The 20,614-nt window shown below is 40.8% G+C and carries 15 protein-coding genes; 13 read left to right on the top strand and 2 right to left on the bottom strand.

Annotation, left to right across the window (positions count from 1 at the left end; genetic code table 11):
- The first annotated feature begins 207 nt into the window (after positions 1–207).
- Both acs and J8L98_RS16050 read left to right on the top strand, forming a co-directional pair.
- Positions 208–2,148, top strand: coding sequence for an acetate--CoA ligase (gene acs, locus J8L98_RS16055; protein WP_210997259.1), 1,941 nt, complete (start codon positions 208–210; stop codon positions 2,146–2,148).
- A gap of 92 nt (positions 2,149–2,240) precedes the next feature.
- Positions 2,241–2,894 carry a response regulator transcription factor gene (locus tag J8L98_RS16050; RefSeq protein ID WP_210997258.1) on the top strand — a complete coding sequence of 218 codons (654 nt, stop codon included), beginning with the start codon at positions 2,241–2,243 and terminating at the stop codon, positions 2,892–2,894.
- 40 nt (positions 2,895–2,934) lie between these two features.
- Here the strand turns inward: J8L98_RS16050 and purU are convergent, their stop codons facing one another.
- Together purU and J8L98_RS16040 are read right to left on the bottom strand one after the other, a co-directional pair.
- Positions 2,935–3,765 (bottom strand): formyltetrahydrofolate deformylase, encoded by an 831-nt coding sequence (gene purU / locus J8L98_RS16045; RefSeq protein ID WP_192508655.1) that lies wholly within the window; start codon positions 3,763–3,765, stop codon positions 2,935–2,937.
- 128 nt (positions 3,766–3,893) lie between these two features.
- Positions 3,894–7,331: a PAS-domain containing protein gene (locus tag J8L98_RS16040; RefSeq protein WP_210997257.1), complete on the bottom strand. Its 3,438-nt coding sequence runs from the start codon at positions 7,329–7,331 to the stop codon at positions 3,894–3,896.
- Between the two features lie 374 nt (positions 7,332–7,705).
- On the opposite strand from J8L98_RS16040, the gene J8L98_RS16035 reads away from it, so the two are divergent.
- The 11 genes from J8L98_RS16035 to J8L98_RS15985 all read left to right on the top strand — a co-directional run bounded on the left by J8L98_RS16035 (position 7,706) and on the right by J8L98_RS15985 (position 20,596).
- Positions 7,706–7,969, top strand: a complete 264-nt coding sequence (locus tag J8L98_RS16035) for a DUF4212 domain-containing protein (RefSeq protein WP_010362403.1) — start codon at positions 7,706–7,708, stop codon at positions 7,967–7,969.
- 10 nt (positions 7,970–7,979) lie between these two features.
- Positions 7,980–9,704 carry a sodium:solute symporter family protein gene (locus tag J8L98_RS16030; protein WP_210997256.1) on the top strand — a complete coding sequence of 575 codons (1,725 nt, stop codon included), beginning with the start codon at positions 7,980–7,982 and terminating at the stop codon, positions 9,702–9,704.
- A 112-nt stretch (positions 9,705–9,816) separates the two neighbouring features.
- On the top strand, positions 9,817–11,655 hold the full coding sequence (locus J8L98_RS16025; protein ID WP_210997255.1) for a DUF294 nucleotidyltransferase-like domain-containing protein: 1,839 nt from the start codon (positions 9,817–9,819) through the stop codon (positions 11,653–11,655).
- On the top strand, positions 11,655–12,281 hold the full coding sequence (locus J8L98_RS16020) for a 3'-5' exonuclease (RefSeq protein WP_210997280.1): 627 nt from the start codon (positions 11,655–11,657) through the stop codon (positions 12,279–12,281). The genes J8L98_RS16025 and J8L98_RS16020 overlap by 1 nt, the downstream gene beginning before the upstream one ends.
- 106 nt (positions 12,282–12,387) lie before the next feature.
- Positions 12,388–13,401 carry an erythrose-4-phosphate dehydrogenase gene (gene epd, locus J8L98_RS16015; protein WP_192508651.1) on the top strand — a complete coding sequence of 338 codons (1,014 nt, stop codon included), beginning with the start codon at positions 12,388–12,390 and terminating at the stop codon, positions 13,399–13,401.
- A gap of 41 nt (positions 13,402–13,442) precedes the next feature.
- The gene (locus J8L98_RS16010; RefSeq protein ID WP_192508650.1) at positions 13,443–14,621 is read left to right on the top strand and encodes a phosphoglycerate kinase; all 1,179 of its coding nucleotides are present in this window, start codon (positions 13,443–13,445) and stop codon (positions 14,619–14,621) included.
- A 172-nt stretch (positions 14,622–14,793) separates the two neighbouring features.
- On the top strand, positions 14,794–15,858 hold the full coding sequence (gene fba / locus J8L98_RS16005; protein WP_192508649.1) for a class II fructose-bisphosphate aldolase: 1,065 nt from the start codon (positions 14,794–14,796) through the stop codon (positions 15,856–15,858).
- A gap of 505 nt (positions 15,859–16,363) precedes the next feature.
- Entirely contained in the window at positions 16,364–17,320 is a 957-nt protein-coding gene (locus tag J8L98_RS16000) for a porin (RefSeq protein WP_210997254.1), read from the top strand.
- A 178-nt stretch (positions 17,321–17,498) separates the two neighbouring features.
- Positions 17,499–18,188 (top strand): phosphate regulon transcriptional regulator PhoB, encoded by a 690-nt coding sequence (gene phoB / locus J8L98_RS15995; RefSeq protein WP_010362411.1) that lies wholly within the window; start codon positions 17,499–17,501, stop codon positions 18,186–18,188.
- 34 nt (positions 18,189–18,222) lie between these two features.
- Complete coding sequence (gene phoR, locus J8L98_RS15990; protein ID WP_210997253.1) at positions 18,223–19,557, top strand: phosphate regulon sensor histidine kinase PhoR; 1,335 nt, start codon at positions 18,223–18,225, stop codon at positions 19,555–19,557.
- A 70-nt stretch (positions 19,558–19,627) separates the two neighbouring features.
- Positions 19,628–20,596, top strand: coding sequence for a phosphate ABC transporter substrate-binding protein PstS family protein (locus J8L98_RS15985; RefSeq protein ID WP_210997252.1), 969 nt, complete (start codon positions 19,628–19,630; stop codon positions 20,594–20,596).
- The last annotated feature ends 18 nt before the right edge of the window (positions 20,597–20,614 follow it).

The following is a 20,614-nucleotide window of genomic DNA, read 5'->3' as shown; positions in this document are numbered from 1 at the left end:
ACGATGGATATCATATAAAATTATGTGATTTATCAATATTGTCGTGTAATTCGCATTATTATGATGTTTAAAATAGTAAAACGTGTAGAGCGGTGAAGTTGTTAAAAAATTCACTTCATATACAACTAAGGTCTAATACTCTCCTGTGCGCTGCTGAGTGATCCTTGATGAAAGCCGTTTGGCAAGTAATTTACCTTGGAGATGACTATGTCACAGAGCATTTATCCTGTTCCTGAATCAATCAAGAACGCCGCACTTATTGATAATGATCAATACAATGAAATGTATCAGAAATCGATTGATGATCCGCAAAGTTTTTGGGCTGAGCATGGGCAGAGATTAGACTGGTCTAAACCCTATTCTAAAGTAAAGAACACCTCATTTGATAAGGGGCATATTGCGATTAAATGGTTTGAAGATGGGGAATTAAATGCATCTTTCAATTGTATAGATCGTCATTTGGAAGATAAGGCTGATAAAATTGCCTTGATTTGGGAAGGTGACAATCCTGATGATGGTGAAAATATAACGTATCAGCAACTTCATGATGAAGTTGCTAAATTGGCAAATGGTTTGAAGAAGTTAGGCGTTAAAAAGGGTGACCGTGTCGCTATCTATATGCCTATGACACCTCAGGCTGTTTATGCAATGCAAGCATGTGCACGAGTTGGCGCGGTGCATTCTGTTGTATTTGGTGGTTTCTCTCCTTCTGCAATTGCTGACAGAATTAAAGATTCGGGCGCTAAGATTGTCATTACATCAGATGAAGGTCGTCGTGGTGGTAATGCAGTGCCACTTAAAGCCAACGTGGATGAAGCTGTTGCACAAGAAGGGGTGACAAGCGTCGAGCACGTGATCGTACATCAGCTTACAGCAGGTGAAGTTGAATGGCATGCACATGATGTGTGGTGGCATGATCTAGTGGCTGATCTGCCCGCTAGTTGTGAGCCAACTCCAATGAATGCAGAAGACCCTCTTTTTATACTTTACACATCTGGGTCAACAGGCCAGCCGAAAGGGGTTGTCCATACGACTGGAGGGTACTTGGTTTATTCTTCAATGACACATGAATACGTTTTTGATTTAAAAGAAGATGATGTTTACTGGTGTAGCGCTGATGTTGGTTGGATCACCGGACACAGTTACATTGCATATGGACCTTTGATTAATGGGTGTACACAGGTTGTGTTTGAGGGGGTGCCAACATATCCAACAGCAGGTCGTATGGGAGAAATTGTAGATAAACATAATGTGACAATTTTATATACAGCACCCACCGCGATCCGTGCGCTCATGGCCAAAGGAGATGAACCCACAGCCACTTCGCAGCGCTCCAGCTTGCGAGTTTTAGGTTCTGTAGGTGAGCCAATTAACCCTGAAGCATGGACTTGGTATTATGAAAGTATCGGTAACAGCCAGTGCCCAATTGTTGATACTTGGTGGCAAACCGAAACGGGTGGCATCATGATCACACCACTGCCTGGCGCGACAGATATGAAGCCAGGATCTGCAACTCGACCATTTTTCGGTATTGCACCTGCATTATTTGATGCGCAAGGTGATACGTTAGATGGGGCAACGGATGGTAATTTAGTCATTTTAGACTCTTGGCCGTCGCAAGCTCGAACGGTTTATGGCGATCATGAGCGTTTTGAGCAAACCTATTTTTCGGCTTATCCGGGGGTTTATTTTACAGGTGATGGCTGCCGCCGCGATGAAGATGGTTACTACTGGATCACAGGACGTGTGGATGATGTGCTTAATGTATCAGGTCATCGCTTAGGAACTGCTGAAATAGAAAGTGCACTGGTAGCACATGAAGCTGTTGCTGAGGCCGCAGTTGTTGGCTATCCACATGAAATTAAAGGCCAGGGTATTTACGTTTATGTGACGCCAAATGAAGGAATAGAAATTAATGAGGCGTTAACCAAAGAGGTTAGAAATTGGGTGCGTAAGGAGTTAAGTCCTATCGCGTCGCCAGATATGATTCAATGGTCACCTGGGCTACCAAAAACACGTTCCGGCAAAATTATGCGCCGAATTTTACGGAAAATAGCAGCAAATGAATATCAACAGTTAGGGGATACGTCTACACTTGCTGATCCGAGTGTAGTAGAGGAACTCATCGAAAACAGGTTAAATCGTTAATAATGCGTTAAAAACTTGAATTTCATTGGATTCTAAACGTACTATATCGGCTGTCCTCTTTAAGGTGACAGCCGAATTTTTAGGAGTAAAACATGAATCAATTTTTAATCGCAGATGACCACCCCTTATTTCGGGAGGCTTTGAAAGGTGCGCTTCAAACTCAATTTGAAGGGTTGGAAGTTTTTGAATCTGAAAACTTTGAAACAACTTTATCGGTTCTTTCTGTGCAAGAGGAGCTAGATTTATTACTGCTAGATTTACATATGCCAGGCAGTGGTGATTTGTATGGTTTGATCCGAATTAGAGAAGATTACCCAAGCTTGCCTGTTGTGGTTATTTCTGGCAGTGAAGATTTGGCAATTATTTCTAAGGTAATGGGTTATGGCGCTATGGGGTTTATTCCTAAAGCATCATCTTCACAGGATATTGCCAATGCGATAAAGCAAGTGCTGGAAGGAGACAGCTGGCTACCCGAGGCCATTAAAGACAAAGTTGCGGGTCTAAAAAGCGAAGAGCAAGAAGTGGCACAGCAGGTCGCCTCATTGACACCTCAACAATATAAAGTGCTACGATATTTACATGAAGGTTTATTGAATAAACAAATTGCTTTTGAATTACATATATCAGAGGCGACAGTGAAAGCGCATATAACGGCAATATTTCGAAAGTTAGGGGTATATAATCGTACTCAGGCTGTGCTCATTGCATCGAAATTGCAATTGGAACCAGTTGAAGCGTTAGCTTAATACGAAATCAGGAATGAGCTCAGTATCACTCCTGCCATAATTAGTTAAAAACGACGGTTTTATTGCCGTTAATGAAAACTTTGTGTTCTGATGCTAATTGCAACGCTTTACAGAACACCGTTTTCTCAACATCTCTGCCCATTTTAGCCATGGCTTGTGCGGTATCTGCATGACTTACTTGTGTTACATTTTGCACAATAATTGGCCCTTCATCGAGTTCATCATTAACAAAGTGCGCTGTTGCACCGATTATTTTTACGCCGCGTTCAAATGCTTGGTGGTAAGGTTTCGCGCCAATAAAAGCCGGTAAAAATGAATGATGAATATTAATTATTTTTTTGTTAAAGCGTGCTACAAAATCGGGACTCAAGATACGCATGTATTTGGCTAATCCAATAAGATCAGGGTGATAGCTCGCAACCAAATCACCAGTGACTTTATCATGTTGCTCTCTGGAGAGGCCGTCATGAGATACGCAATGAAATGGTACACCGAAGCCTTTAACGAGAGGTTCCAAGTCTGGGTAGTTAGCAACAACCGCTAATATTTCAATATTTAACGCTTGCTCGAACTGTTTAAGCAGCGCACCTCCTAAGCAATGCGCTTCTTTGGTCGCGAGTAACACTAATTTGGTTTTTTCATTATTATGTAAAGCAACATCAGCGCCATTGGGTAGCTGTTGACGTAATTGATTTAGGAAGTTATCACTGGGTTGCCCTGTTAATTCAGTGCGCATAAAAAAGCGAGCCCCGGCTTTATCTACGAATTCGTTGTTACGCGTAATGTTTAGGTTGTGCTCAAAACATAAGTTGGTGATTTTGGCGATTAAGCCGACATCATCCGTACATTGTGTGGTTAATATATAATTCATCAATCCTCATTCCTATATGATGTGTGTGTATGTTTTTAAAATCAGCAAGCTAATATAGAATAATTATTTCAACCAAAAAACCTTTCATTCACCTTTTATTCTATGTTTTGCGTCATGGATATCAGTCATTAACGACGATGGTTTAATAACGCTTTCAGTTTTGCAGGCTTAATCGGTTTTGACAAATAATGGATATTAAGCGCTTTGACTTGTGCTTTTAGCTCTACATCGCGCATTGCTGTAATTAATATTGCCGGTACACGGTGTTGCCAAATTTCCCGTAAAGTTTTAATAAGTGTAATACCGTCACATTCAACGCCCAGCTGGTAGTCCATTAATATCATGTCAGGTGCTTTATGCTCTTTTGCAAAAAGTAAAACGTCATTAACTTGCTCAAAGAGCTGGTAGTGAACTTGCCATTTCTTTAAGAGACTTGCCATCGCGGCTAGATTGTTAGGATCATCGTCTACTGCAATGACAGAGAATGGGTGCTGGTTACTATGATTATGTTGTAATAGTGAACCTAGTTCTTGGCGCTGAGGTGAGAGTAATTCATCGCCATAGGGCACTTCAATGCTAAAACGGCTTCCAGTACCAGGAATTGAGTGAACTTGAAGGGTAATACAAAGTAGATCACATAGTCGCTTTACCACACCAAGTCCCAATCCTACCCCTTTATTATCGTGGTTTTGTATTCGATAAAAATCATTAAAAATTTTGTTAAGTTCCAATTTATTTATGCCTGGGCCTGTATCCCAGACTTCTAATCGCAGGCTATGTTTACGAGAGCGACAAGCAATCAATACTTTGCCTGAAGCGGTATATTTAACTGCATTAGAGACTAGGTTTTGAATAATGCGGCGTAAATAAGTGGTGTCGCTATGTACAATATGATGTGCACTGCGTACTTTGAGCTGTAATCCTTTTTCTTTGGATAGCATGGCATATTCATTTGCAAGCGGCGTGAGAATATCTCCAATATCAAAGTGTCTTGGAGAGGGTTTCATCGCACCTTGCTCTAGTTTAGCAATATCAAGCAAGGCAGACATTAGGTGGACTGTAGAATCTAGGCTGTCTCCGAGTTTATTAAAGTTTCCTTGATCGTGGGGTGTTAAGGTGTGCGCATTTATGGCTGCTAGATAGAGTCTTGCAGCATTGAGGGGCTGCAAAATATCATGACTGGCAAGTGCTAGAAAGCGGGTTTTACTATCATTTGCACGTTCGGCTTCTTTTTTTGCGCCCATCAGAGCATGCTCGGTTTCTATCCGGCTGGCAATTTGTGCTTCTAAATCAGTATTGATTGTTCTGATCTCTTGGGTGCGTGCTTCAATTCTATTTTCGAGATCCATATTGATTTCTTCTAACGCATTTTGGGTGGCTATGTGCATTGTGATATCAGAAAAGCTGGTAACAAATCCGCCTTCTGGTAACGGATTACCAATCATCTCATATACTTGGCCATCTTGGCGGTGACGGATGAAGTGATGTGAAGTCCCATTGCGTAAGTGTTGAACTCGTTTCTCTACTTGGCGCTCTATTTCACCTGGGCCACATTCTCCGCGTTTGGCATTAAATCGGATAACTTGCTCAATCGGTAGCCCAACCTCTAGAAAGCTTTCAGGATAATCAAACATTTCACTATAGCGTTTATTCCAAGCAACGAGTTTGAGTTCTTTGTCTACTACGGAAATACCGTGGCTGAGATTTTCTAGTGAGGTGAAGAGCAGATTTTGGTTAAACTGTAAAGCTTGCGTCGTCTCGTCAAAGAAATTGACCACTTCTTCGAATGCCATTTGCTTTCCTGAAGCGACGGTGTGTATGAGTGCTTGTGCTGATGATGCACCCAGTACACCGGTTAGCGAACGTTCACAATACGCGATAAATTCGGGAGGAGGATGGGCATTGTTATCATCAATATCATGACTAAGCATGTAATGGCTTAGCAGTTGGTTTGAACGTTGGACACCTAGAAAGGTTTGTAATAGTACTTTAAAATCATAGATGGTCGCTTTGACATTTTTATTTAAGCGTTTAGCCAGTGTGGCTTGTTCTTTTGGATTAACAAATGCTGCAGCTTGAATTTTATCGATTAAACGTTCATGGGCAGCTAAAGAAAAGCTCACGTAGCAAAAAATGTTTGCAAATAGAGCGATAAGTGTCCCCTGAGTGATAACACTTTGGCGAAATTCATAACTCATTACTGCACCGGCATCCAGTACTGGCAACATTAAAAATAATACCCAGCAAATGAATCCAGCAAATAAACCTGCGTAGACACCATAAGCATGACCTTTACGCCAATACAAACCGAAAATAATAGCGGGTAGTAATTGAGTCACTAAGGAAAAGGCAACGAGTCCCATACTGGCAAGTGCTTCTCCATGGCCAAACCACTGTTGGTACAAATAGGCAAGCAGCAAGATAGCTGCGATGATAAATCGGCGAATAAGTAGAATTTGTGACTTATAGTTTTTGGTTAGCGTATTAAGCTTAAATTTACGTTTTAATAGAAGTGGTAAAACGACGTCATTGGACAGCATGGTACTGAGTGTCAGTGTTGCAACAACAATCATGGCTGTTGCCGCAGATAAGCCACCAATGAATACAAAGGTGGTAATAATGGGATGTCCTTGCATTAAAGGAAGTGCCAATACGAAACTATCAGCAGCGACGCCTACGCCTATTTGAGGGTGTATGGCGGCTGTTGCGATGGGAATGATCATGGCAGCTGTAAGCATAAGGTATAAAGGGAATGCCCAACGAGCAGTATGTAAATGACGACGATCTTGGTTGTCAACGACAGTGACGTGGAATTGACGGGGCAAACAAATAATGGCAGCCGCGGCCATCAAAGTTTGACCGATGAAGTTAAAATTCACCAAATCAAAGTTTTGCCAATGTATCAACAAAGAGGAAAGTGTATTGGGTTGTTTGTATAATGTGACAAACGCCAATACTGCGACAGCCGCCAATGCAATGAGTTTGATTAAAGATTCAAACGCGACTGCCAGCATTAAACCAGAGCGATATTCTGTGACATCAACCTTTCGCGTGCCAAAAAATATTGCAAATAAGGCCATAATTAAGGTGCCGCTTAACGCTAGAATTGTGCCAGAGATTTTTTCACCTTGCTGTAATAATAAAAAACTACTGCTGAGTGCCTTTAATTGTAAGGCTATGTAGGGGATCGTCGCTAATAAAGCAATGAGGGTTACGAGTACGGCAGTGCTTTGGCGTTTGCCGTAGCGAGCGGAAATGAAGTCAGCAATTGTGGTAATATTTTGTTTTTTGCTCACCAACACCAGCTTTCGCAAAAAACCGTGGGCGAATAAAAATAATAATGCAGGGCCCAACAAAATGGGTAAATAATGCCAACTACTTGCTGCGGCAGTACCTACCGAACCGTAATAAGTCCATGAAGTACAATAAATTCCTAATGATAGCGCATATACAAATGGGTGGTGGCTAATTTTTAATGCACGCGGAGTCGTTTTATCACCCCAGTTTGCAATCCAAAATAGGGCACCTATGTAGCAAAGTGCTACCAATGTTAAAGCTGCTGTCATGGCTATTCTTATTCTATGAAGGTATTTTTAGCTTATCACATAAGCAAATTATGTCTGCAATCTCATTCACGACAACTATATTTAACTTTTTGTTTTATAAGGCTATGAGGCATTTTAAGACGATATTTTAGACTAATGTCTTATAACCAATGTTGTGATTAGTTCATCAATGTGATTTTTTCGTCATTCATTGTAAGTTTATGTTATCTATTAACTTTATTAATAGATAAAGCTGGTTATCTACCAGTTTACGTAAACGTAATGCTTGCGTTACGACTAAGGTCTCAATTTCATATTGCAGTGACGTTGCTAAGGTAAATAGTGACAATTAACACCAATACAGCCTAGCTGTGAAGAAGTGAAAGGGGATACAAATGGCTTTTAAAGACGAAGAACAAGCAAAAGCATACTGGTCAGAAAACCTCGCGCTAATGTTTAAGTTATTGGCAATCTGGTTTGTAGTGTCATTTGGTTTTGGCATCTTACTGGTTGACGTACTAAATGAAGTCCGTTTTTTTGGGTTTAAATTGGGTTTTTGGTTTTCACAACAGGGCGCTATTTACACCTTTGTCGCTCTGATTTTTGTCTACGTATTCAAAATGAATTCGCTTGATAAAAAGTATGGCGTAGACGAATAGGAGCAAGAAGATGGACGTACAAAATCTCACATTTATTATTGTCGGTTTGAGCTTTGCGCTTTATATCGGTATTGCAATTTGGGCTCGTGCAGGCTCAACGAATGAATTTTATGTGGCGGGCGGAGGCGTGCCACCATTTGCCAATGGTATGGCAACTGCTGCGGATTGGATGAGTGCAGCATCATTTATTTCCATGGCTGGGATCATTTCTTTTGCTGGATATGATGGTGGGGTATATCTAATGGGCTGGACGGGGGGTTATGTGTTGTTAGCCTTGTGTTTGGCACCTTATTTGAGAAAGTTCGGCAAGTTTACTGTACCAGACTTCATCGGTGACCGTTATTACTCACAAGTAGCACGAATTGTCGCTATTCTATGTGCTATCTTTATTTGCTTTACGTATATCGCAGGGCAAATGAGAGGTGTCGGCGTCGTGTTTTCAAGATTCTTAGAAGTTGATATTGAAACCGGCGTTTATATCGGTATGGTCATTGTGTTCTTTTATGCGGTACTAGGGGGGATGAAGGGGATCACTTACACGCAGGTTGCACAATATTGCGTATTGGTATTCGCATATTTGGTACCCGCAATTTTTATCTCTTTGATGATGACTGGACATTTCCTACCACAAACAGGGTTTGGAGCAACATTGGCTGATGGCTCCGGTATGTATGTATTAGATAAGCTCGATGGACTCAGTGCTGAATTGGGGTTTGCACAATATACTGAAGGTTCCAAAAGTATGATAGATGTATTCGCTATTACAGCTGCTTTAATGGTTGGTACAGCGGGTTTACCTCATGTTATTGTTCGATTTTTTACGGTTCCAAGAGTGAAAGATACGCGTATTTCAGCTGCTTGGACATTGGTTTTTATCGCCATTGTTTATACGACGGCACCTGCTGTTGCATCATTCGCTCGAGTAAATATGGTTGATACCATTAATGGCAAAGATGGTAGTGGCACGCTGTATAGCGAAGCTCCTGCATGGGTAAAAAACTGGGAAAGGACCGGCTTAATCACGTTTGAAGATAAAAATGGTGATGGAAAAATGTCTTATTCTGCAGGTAAAGTTAGCGATCCAAATAGTGCCAATGAGGTAAAAATTGACCGTGACATTATGGTATTGGCAAACCCTGAAATAGCAGACTTACCAGCATGGGTTATTGCGTTAGTGGCGGCAGGTGGCATTGCGGCAGCATTATCGACGACAGCTGGTTTGTTATTGGTTATTTCTACGTCGGTATCTCATGACTTATTGAAACGAACACTCAAGCCTGATATCAGTGATAAACAAGAATTACTCGCTGCACGGCTCGCGGCCATGGTTGCTATTGTGATTTCAGCATACTTTGGTATTAATCCCCCTGGATTTGTCGCATCCGTGGTTGCCTTTGCATTTGGCCTCGCGGCAGCGAGTTTTTTCCCTGCTATTATCATGGGGATTTTTTCTAAACGTATGAATAAAGAGGGCGCTATTGCAGGTATGGTGTCAGGGATCACCTTCACAGCAGCTTATATCATCTATTTCAAATTTGTCAGCCCAGAATTAAATACACCGGCAAATTGGCTGTTCGGTATTTCACCTGAAGGGATTGGCATTGTTGGAATGGCCGTTAACTTCTTAATTGCTGCAGTAGTATTGAAATTGACCGCTGACACGCCAAAAGAAGTGCAAGATATGGTGGAGAGCATCCGCAATCCAAAAGGATCTCTCGCGGCGCATGCACATTAAAGAGTAAAAAAGCCGTTGGCTCAGAGTCTTTTCTGGGCCAACAATTTTTAGTAAAGTGAAGCGTATATACGCATAAGTATTTTCCTGAAAATTGTTTATAAAGGAATGAAATATGGCGGCACAAGTACAGGATGTTGTGGAATTTAGTCATAAACAAATGCCGTTTAGTCATTTACCTCATGGTGCAACATCCTATTTTGCTCGTCATTTACAAGTGGTATATTTAACCCGAGAAAATCAAATGCAATGGCTACAGACTGGGGAGGTCAATTTATATTTAGTCCGTTCTGGTGTGTTTGATTTGGTCTCTATACACGGTGATACCATTACACGCTTAACTGAAGGTGATTATTTTGGTTTTCCTTCATTATTAACTGGCGATAAAATACAAAGCCATTTACAGGTTGTTACTGCGGGTTTACTTTATGTATTAGATCAGCAAAGTTTTGACTATTTACGCAGAGAGTATAGGGGATTTGAACAACATTTTGTGAGAGCTCATGCCAACCGGTTGCTCAGTTCTCAATATAAAACACGTGACCAAAGCTGGTCTGAGCGTAAAATCAGTGAACTCATGTCATCGAATATTATTACCGCTAGTGCTCAAGTGAGTATCACAGAAGCAGCCATGAAAATGCGTCACTACGGGGTATCATCGTTAGTTATTACTGATGAAAATACGTTACTTGGGATTGTAACGGATCGAGATTTACGTAATCGTGTTTTAGCTTCAGACATTGCGCCGAGCACGTCAATCCAATCGGTCATGACTAAAAACCCAAAATCTATTTTCGAGAATAACCGAGCATTTTCAGCCTTACATTTAATGCTTAAACATAATATTCATCACCTCCCAGTACTAGATGAAGCGTATAAGCCGTTAGGTGTTATCACCAGTACAGATCTATTGCGTCAACAAAAGAGTGATCCAGTACAACTTATTGGGAAAATTTACAAAGCAAGCAGTGTGGCGGAAGTGAAGCGTTATTCAAGTGACATTCCGGAGTTACTAAAGCAGTTTTCAAACAATATTGAAGATATTTCGGTTATTGGAAAATTGTTGAGCGGATTAACCGATGCATTAACCGCTCGATTAGTGCATTTATATCAATTAAAATACGGCCAAGCGCCTTGCGCGTTTAGCTGGATTTGCTTTGGCTCACAAGCTAGAGAGGAGCAAACACTGCACTCAGATCAAGACAATGGCATCTTGTTGGATGCAAACATTACAGCGAAACAGCGAGTGTACTTTGCACATTTGGGGGCAACGGTATGCGAGCAGTTAGTTGAGTGCGGGATCAAACGTTGCCCCGGCAATATAATGGCCAGCAATGAAGCCTGTAGAGGCACTGTTACACAATGGCAAAGCCGGTTTGTTACTTGGATTAAGGAGCCGACTCCTAAAGCGATGCTTAATTGTAAAATCTATTTTGATCTACGCCTGATTGATGGATCAAAGTCGCTTTATCAAGATTTATGCGCTGCATTAGATATGATCCGTAGAGATGAGTTGTTTTTTGCAGCTATGGCTACAGACATTAATACGAATTCAGTCCCTATTGGGTTATTTCACCAATTTAAACTAGAAAAAGGGAACACTCAACATAAGCATCTCGATCTAAAGCGACGTGGCATTGTGATCATTAATGATCTTGTCCGCCTTTATGCGTTAAATGTTGGCATTTATAAAGCAAACACGTTGGAGCGATTGGATGCTTTATTAAAATTTGACGTATTGAGTAGTAACGATGTGTATGACCTGAAAGACTGTTGGCGTTACTTGACACAACTTCGCTTGAAAACCCAGATAAAAAGGGAAGGGCTGCCGAGTAATTGCATTGATCCAAAGACTTTAACGTCATTGGAGAAGCATCAGTTAAAAGAAGCTTTTCACTTAGTGCGACATGCACAGCAAGCGAGTGCATTCAAATTTGCTAGGGCAAGTTTGTGATGGGGCTGTATCCCTGGTTGCTGAGGTACTTGAGAGAGTATAAGTTAAAGCAGAGTTATTTTGATCAGCAAAAATACGTAATTATTGATTTGGAATTAACGGGGTTAATCCCTAGTGAGCATGAAATTGTTTCAGCTGCATGGTTAAATATGCGTGCCTCTAAAATTGATTTATGCACTGCAGGTTATATGTTGAACAAAGAAGTGCAAGATTTGTCGCAGAGTACGATTTACCATGGTATTGATGATGACGCTTTGCTGGAAGGGAGCAGTTTAAGAGGACTTATAGCGTCTTTGGCGACAGCAATTAATGGTCACGTATTAGTGTGTCATAATGCTGTACTTGATTGGGGGTTCATTCAACGGGTCGCATCAGTGTATCAATATCGAATTACGCCTAAAGCGATTATTGATACGATGAAGATAGAAAAGCGGCGTTTGTTAGCACAAGGAAGACCATTAACTCAGGATAGTTTGACATTATCTGCATGTCGTGCCCGTTATGGCCTGCCCGAATATAAACAACACGATGCATTATGTGATGCATTGGCAACTGCAGAACTACTGTTAGCCCAATATTCGGCTATCAGCATGGGTCGCCGAGAAAAACTGAGTATAATTATTTAAAAATATTGCCATTTCCCTTAGACATTTTTCCTTGGTCGATTACAATAGCGCCATCTCAAAAGGGAACATCCCTATCATCTATGCTAAAGGCTGGATTTTCAATTCAATGGCAATCAAACTGGCTATAAATGGTTTTGGTCGTATAGGACGTAATATTGTACGCGCCCTGTATGAATCTGCTCGTCAACACGAGATCCAAATCGTTGCGATAAATGAGCTGGCGGATCCCAAAGGGGTTGCGCACCTACTTAAATACGACACGTCGCATGGTCGCTTTGCCTTTGAGGTGGAATATGAGGCCCCATATTTGAACGTTGCTGGAGATCATATTCAGTTGTTTTCAGAGCCAGACCCTGGAAATTTGCCTTGGCAAGCATTAGATGTTGACGTGGTATTGGAATGCACTGGTGTATTTCATTCACGACAAGATGCAAACGTTCATTTAAAAGCGGGTGCAAAGAAAGTACTTTTTTCTCAACCAGCAGATGCCGATGTTGATGCGACCATTGTTTATGGCATTAATGATGATGAGTTATTAGAAACAGACAATATTGTTTCGAATGGCTCATGCACAACCAATTGTATTGTACCCGTGATAAAAGTGTTAGATGATGCTTTTAGTATCGAGTCAGGCGCAATAACAACGATTCATGCATCAATGCATGACCAACAAGTGATTGATGCCTATCATAGCGATTTACGACGGACACGAGCTGCGAGCCAATCAATTATTCCCGTTGATACAAAACTCGCGCGGGGTATTGAGCGTATACTTCCTAAATTTCATGGACGTTTTGAAGCAATTGCGGTGCGTGTTCCGACGATAAATGTAACCGCAATGGATTTAAGTGTGACGTTAAACCAAGATGTGGAGTTATCCTCCATTAATCAAGTGCTAGAAACCGCATCCAGTGGCCGCCTTGATGGAATTTTAAGCTACACCGAGGAACCATTGGTCTCAGTAGATTTTAATCATGATCCGCATTCTTGTATTATTGATGGCACACAAACACGTGTTAGTCATAAACGACTCGTAAAATTATTAGTGTGGTGTGATAACGAGTGGGGGTTTGCTAACCGTATGCTCGACACTGCTGTAGCCATGATGGTTGCCAAATAAAGAGTTCATATTCATAAGTATCGTTTAGTAAGGAGATGTTAATGTCAGTCATTAAAATGACGGATTTAGATTTAAGCGGCAAGCGCGTTTTAATTCGTGAAGATTTAAATGTGCCTGTTAAAGGAGGTAAAGTGACCTCTGATGCACGGATCCGCGCATCTTTACCCACTATAAAATTAGCGTTACAGCAAGGCGCTAAAGTAATGGTTATGTCTCATTTAGGGCGTCCAACTGAAGGTGAGTATGATGAGCAATATTCATTACAACCAGTTGTTGATTATCTAAACGATGCACTTGAGCAACCAGTGCGTTTAGAGAAAGATTATTTAAACGGCGTCGAAGTAAGTGAAAACGAAGTTGTTGTATTTGAAAATGTTCGTTTTAATGTTGGCGAGAAAAAAGACGATGAAACGCTTGCCAAGCAATTAGCAGCATTGTGTGATGTGTATGTTATGGATGCGTTTGGTACAGCACATCGTGCTCAAGCATCAACACATGGCGTAGGCTTATTTGCCGAAACAGCGTGTGCAGGCCCGCTTTTAGCCAATGAACTAGAAGCGTTAGGAAAAGCACTTGATAACCCAGCGCGTCCTTTAGTTGCCATTGTAGGTGGCTCTAAAGTCTCTACAAAATTAACTGTGCTAGATTCGCTTTCTACGGTCGTTGACCAGCTGGTCGCTGGTGGTGGAATTGCAAATACGTTTATCGCAGCTGCTGGAAACCCGGTGGGTAAATCCTTGTATGAAGCTGATTTAATTGCTGAGGCTAATAAGCTTACTGCAGCTGCAAAGTTGAACAATGGTGAGATCCCAGTACCAACTGATGTTGTCGTTGGCAGCGAATTTTCTGAGTCAGCAGTTGCAACAATAAAAGATGTTGCTGATGTGACTGAGGAAGACATGATATTCGATATTGGTCCAGATACAGCGAACACGTTAGCAAAAATTATAGAAAAAGCGGGTACAGTGGTTTGGAATGGCCCTGTTGGCGTATTTGAATTTGATCAATTTGGAAATGGCACAGAGGCAATTGCAAATGCCATCGCAAAGTCTAATGCATTTTCAATAGCCGGTGGTGGAGACACGCTGGCAGCCATTGATAAATATGGTGTAGCAGATAATATCTCTTATATCTCAACTGGTGGTGGTGCCTTTTTAGAGTTTTTAGAAGGGAAAAAATTACCAGCAGTAGCTATGCTTGAGAAAAGAGCAAACGCTTAATATGAATTTTGGCCAGCGATTGCTGGCCTAATTATTTACTAAATGTCGCTCTCACATTTGATATTTGGTACTTAAATATTGTCTGAAACAGACAATGTGATGTAAATCACACACAAATTATCCCGTTCAAACTAGATGATAGTGACTGTCATCGACTATTGGAGAAAGCAATATGGCTTTAATCAGTATGCGTCAATTACTTGATCATGCAGCAGAGTATGGTTATGGCGTTCCTGCCTTCAACGTAAACAACCAAGAGCAAATGCGCGCTATTATGGAAGCAGCAGACAAGACAAATAGTCCTGTTATTGTTCAAGGTTCAGCTGGTGCACGCGCTTATGCTGGTGCACCATTTATTCGTCATATGATCCTTGCGGCCGTTGAAGAGTGGCCTCACATTCCAGTAGTAATGCATCAGGATCATGGGACATCACCTGGAATTTGTCAGCGCTCAATTCAACTTGGTTTTTCATCTGTGATGATGGATGGCTCTTTGCTTGAGGATGGTAAAACGCCTTCAAGTTACGAGTATAATGTAGATGTTACGCGTCGCACAGTTGATATGGCACACGCATGTGGTGTTTCGGTGGAAGGTGAACTAGGCGTGCTTGGTTCATTGGAGACCGGTGAAGCTGGTGAAGAAGATGGTATTGGTGCAGTTGGCAAGTTAAGCTTAGATCAGTTACTAACAGATCCTGAGGAAGCAGCTGATTTTGTAAGTAAAACAGGGGTTGATGCGCTTGCAATTGCTTGTGGTACATCTCATGGCGCTTATAAATTTACACGTCCGCCGACAGGGGACATATTAGCGATTAACAGAATCAAAGATATTCATTCACGGATCCCTAATACACACCTTGTAATGCATGGTTCTTCTTCAGTTCCCCAAGATTGGTTAGCCGTGATCAATGAGCATGGTGGCCAAATTCCTGAAACGTATGGTGTGCCAGTAGAGCAGATCATCGAAGGGATTAAGCACGGTGTGCGTAAAGTGAATATTGATACCGATTTACGTTTAGCTTCAACGGGGGCAATTCGCCGTCATTTAGCAGAGAACCCTGCTAACTTTGACCCACGTAAATACTTAGCTGAAGCAACGAAAGCAATGACCGCAATTTGTGTTGACCGCTATGAAGCATTTGGTACAGCAGGAAATGCAGCTAAGATCAAACCAATTTCATTAGACGATATGCACTTGAAGTACTTATCGGGTGAACTTGATCAACAGATCAAATAATAACTAACACACCTGAATAAATTAAAGCTCCGAATACGGGGCTTTTTTTTGGATCATTATTTTATTAACTTTCTTTATTCACAGGTAAACTCATAACATATTGATAAAAACAATAATAACTAATTCTCAGGGCCCCAATTAGAGTAAGTTGATGTTAAGATCATGTTGGGATCACGATTGTACTAACAGTATTCAATGTAGATCAAGATTGTACTAATTGATCACGGCTTAATGCCTATTTCACTTGGTTTACGCCGTGTTAGTCATTATGTTTATACTGTTTGATCTAACTAAAGTGGCGTAAAGCTAGTAAAAAGCTGATCCCAAATAGGATCGCGTTAGTAAGATTTTGATCCTGATAAGTTGGGTTGATATAAATTTGATCTGTTCCTAATCACTGACTTGATCTATTTAGAATTACAGCTAATTTTTAACTTAGACGATAATTATATGAGCATCGTATGGACTCGGTGTTTTCCTCTTACAATTATGAGGCTGCGCTAATATGAAAACCAAATTATTACTCTCTCTTTTTACACTCGGCTTGCTTGTAATATCTGATGTTACGCTAGCGAATGAAGTTAAAGTCTATGGTCGAGTTCACGCCGGTTTACAGTTTAGCGATACGGGCGATGAAGATGAAACATCGATTAAAAGCTATGCGTCGAGGATGGGCCTTAAGGGTAAAGCGAAGATAAATGAGGGTGTTGATGTTTTCTTTAAATATGAATTCGAAGTTAATCCAGTAGATAACGATAAAGATGGTAAAGATGGTGATAATATCACCGCCCGATCGCAATATGTTGGGTTAAAAGGTAGCTACGGGGAAGTACTTGTTGGACGAAATGACACTCCAGTGAAAAAATCGCAAGGAAAAGTTGATTTAATGAACGATTTTACCTCTGATAATAAGGCGCTATTTGCAGGGGATAACCGCCTGGGGGATACGATTCAATATACCTCTCCATCACTTAACCATATGAAGTTTGTGGTTAGCTATATTGCGGAAGATAACAGTAAACAAGATGGAGAAACAGGGGTATCTATTGCGGGCGTGTACGGTGATAGTAAATTGAAAAAAACACCTGTTTACGCCAGTGTTGCTAGGGATTCAAAAGTTGCAGGACGCGATATTACACGGGTTGTATTGCAAGGAAAGCTAGGCGATGTGACATTAGGTGGCTTATACCAGCAAAGTGAAAAAGTGGATAGTGATGATTCTGTTGATAGCTTTGTTGTCAGTGCCGCGTATAAACTCCCGAATAGTTATAAATTATTAGCTCAATATCAAGACACCGATGGTGCTGAAGGTAAATTGAAAGATTCTGGAAACTCTACGTCGTTAGGTGTTGAGAAAAAGCTATCTAAACAAGCGCGTATGTATTTATGGTATTCCAAATTTGATCTTGATAACTCAGCAGATCAAGATCATATGGCGTTAACATTACGTTATGATTTTTAAAAAAACTTCCTAAAAAATGACATGATATAGTCATAATACCTTGTTAAAAAAATCGCTTAGCGCAAATAGTTAAGCGATTTTTTAGCAGGTTTTGTAGATCCACGTTACACTTTCATAAAACTGTCACACTTAGTCATAATAATGAAAACATCTTCGGTAATGAAAGAGAATATTGGGAATGTCACGTAAAGTACTTGTAGTTGATGATGAAGCACCTATCAGGGAGATGCTGGTATTTGTGCTGGAACAAAATGGGTTTCAAGCGATTGAAGCAGAAGATTACGATTCAGCAATTACGGCGATGGTCGAACCATACCCAGATATGGTGCTGTTGGATTGGATGTTACCAGGTGGCAGTGGGATTCAAATCGCGAAAAAGTTTAAGCAAAGTGAATATACGCGTCAGATACCAATTATTATGCTAACTGCGCGTGGTGAAGAAGAAGACAAAGTAAAAGGCTTAGAGGTTGGCGCTGATGATTACGTCACGAAACCTTTTTCTCCAAAAGAATTGATGGCGAGGATCAAAGCAGTGATCCGTAGAGTATCGCCGACTTCTTTAGAGGAGGCCATCGAAGTTCATGGTCTGCGCCTTGATCCTATATCACACCGTGTAACGTCGGCTGGCAGTGAGTTAGATATGGGACCGACCGAGTTTCGTTTATTACACTTCTTTATGACACACCCAGAGCGAGTATATAGCCGAGAGCAATTACTTGATCATGTCTGGGGTACTAATGTCTATGTTGAAGATCGTACTGTTGATGTACATATCCGTCGTCTACGTAAAGCAATAGCACCTCTGGGTCATGATAGATTAGTACAAACTGTGCGCGGTGCCGGCTATCGGTTTTCAAGTAAACTGTAGCGGCATGATGAATTATATTTAGGGTCCATCGTATATGTACCGAGTGATTAATAAACAGGCGTTGTTTAAGCGCCTGTTTTTGTATTTTTTACCACTAACTTTGATCGGTATTTTGATTGGTGCACCTTTTATTTTATTGTTTATAGGTGCATTGTCTTTACTGCTTTGGCATTATCACCAGCTATATAGATTAAGTGATTGGTTGCTTAACCAACGAAGCTTTAACCCTCCTGAAGGTGAAGGGGCATGGGAACAAATATTTGAAGGAATATATCATTTACAACATCGAAACCGCAAAAAGCGCAATGAGTTAGCAGAATTGATACGCCGCTTCCGCGAAGGTGCAGAGGCGGTGCCCGATGCGGTTGTAGTATTACAACAAGATCTCAGTATTGTGTGGTGTAATCAACTTGCTTTAAAAGTGCTTGGGTTGCAGTGGCCAACAGATCATGGTCAGCGATTAGATAATTTGATCAGGGATCCTAAGTTTGTTAAATACATGCAACTGCATCACTTTGATGAGCCGTTAGAGCTAGACTCAAGCCATGCAAATGATCAGGTACTGGAATTTCGTGTTATGCCATATGCTGAACAGTTGATGATGGTTGTCCGGGATATCACGCGTTTAAAGCAACTAGAACAAATGCGTAAAGACTTTGTGGCAAATGTTTCACATGAACTGAGAACACCATTGACGGTTGTTACGGGTTATTTAGAAATGATGGATGCTGATAATATGCCACCGCCTATGATGTGGGAGAAAGCGCATACAACCATGATTGAACAATGCAAACGCATGGATAGCCTAGTAAATCAATTATTGTCATTATCACGTATTGAAGGTGCAAGGCGACATGAGAAAGACAGGCCGGTTAATGTACCTGCTATGCTTGCCTTAATTCAAACTGAAGCATTATCTGTTAACCAAGACAAGCAACACGAAGTTGTATTTGATGTAGATCCACTTTTAGATATTTTAGGGTCTGCTGATGAATTACGCAGTGCGTTCTCTAATCTGGTGTTTAATGCGATTCATTATACAAAACCACATGGCAAAGTCGTTGTCTCTTGGCAGTACAATGATAAATCAGCTTGTTTTTCAGTGAAAGATAATGGTGATGGTATTGCCCCTGAGCATATTCATAGATTGACAGAGCGTTTTTATCGTGTTGATAAAGCACGTAGCCGTAAGACGGGGGGCTCTGGGTTGGGGTTAGCAATCACTAAACATGTGCTAACAAGGCATGACTCTAGTTTAGAGATCCAAAGTACGTTGGGAGAAGGATCATGTTTTTCTTTTTCCTTCACGCAAGATAAAGTAAAAATTATGACAGATGGTGAAAGTCATGAAACTGTCATTTTAGAGTAATTTTATTGTCATTAAATCGCGGCAGAATGAATCGCGTTATTTAATGGGAAGAACAATTGGAGCAACCCAAATGAAATTCAAAAGTTTAGTCGCCGCTATGGGCGTAGCTGTAACAACACTTGTCGCAACACAGGCGTCAGCGTTAGATAAAAACCTAGTTGAGTATAATAAAACGAGTGGTATTTCAGGTAATTTTTCTTCAGTTGGTTCTGATACCCTTGCCAATATGATGACCTTCTGGGCTGAAGAGTACAAACGTATTTACCCTAATGTGAATATTCAAATTCAGGCAGCTGGCTCTTCAACAGCGCCTCCAGCATTAACAGAGGCAACTTCTAACTTTGGCCCAATGAGCCGAAAAATGAAGTCAAAAGAAATTGAAGCCTTTGAGAAACGTTATGGATATAAGCCAACAGAAGTCCGTGTAGCTATTGATGCACTTGCTGTTTTTGTACATAAAGATAATCCGATTGAAGGCTTACGCATTGATCAAGTTGACGCTATTTTTTCATCAACACGTAAGTGTGGTGCTACAGACGAAGTTAAGCGTTGGAGTGACGTAGGTTTAGCTGGAGATTGGGCTGCCAAAGATGTTCAACTTTATGGACGTAATTCGGTATCAGGTACATACGGTTACTTTAAGAAAAAAGCTCTGTGTAAAGGCGACTTCCGTAATAATGTGAATGAACAGCCTGGTTCGGCATCTGTTGTACAGTCAATTTCATCATCTGTGAATGCTATTGGTTACTCGGGTATTGGTTATAAAACGTCAGGTGTACGTACTGTACCATTAGCTAAAAAAGGTAATAACTTTGTTGATGCTACATTAGAAAATGTGGCTAAAGGGAAATACCCATTATCTCGATTTTTATATGTTTATGTAAATAAGCACCCGAATAAAGCATTGTCACCTATTGAAGCTGAATTTCTAAAAATGGTTTTATCAAAAGATGGACAAAAAATTGTTGAGAAAGATGGTTATGTACCACTTTCAAGCAAAATGGCGACCGTTGAACTGAAAAAACTTGGTTTACTGTAGGAATAACAGATAAAAAAC

It is taken from the genome of Pseudoalteromonas sp. MMG013, from assembly GCF_018100885.1.
Classification (GTDB): Bacteria; Pseudomonadota; Gammaproteobacteria; order Enterobacterales; family Alteromonadaceae; genus Pseudoalteromonas; species Pseudoalteromonas aurantia.
This window is presented reverse-complemented; position numbering and strand designations above follow the sequence as displayed.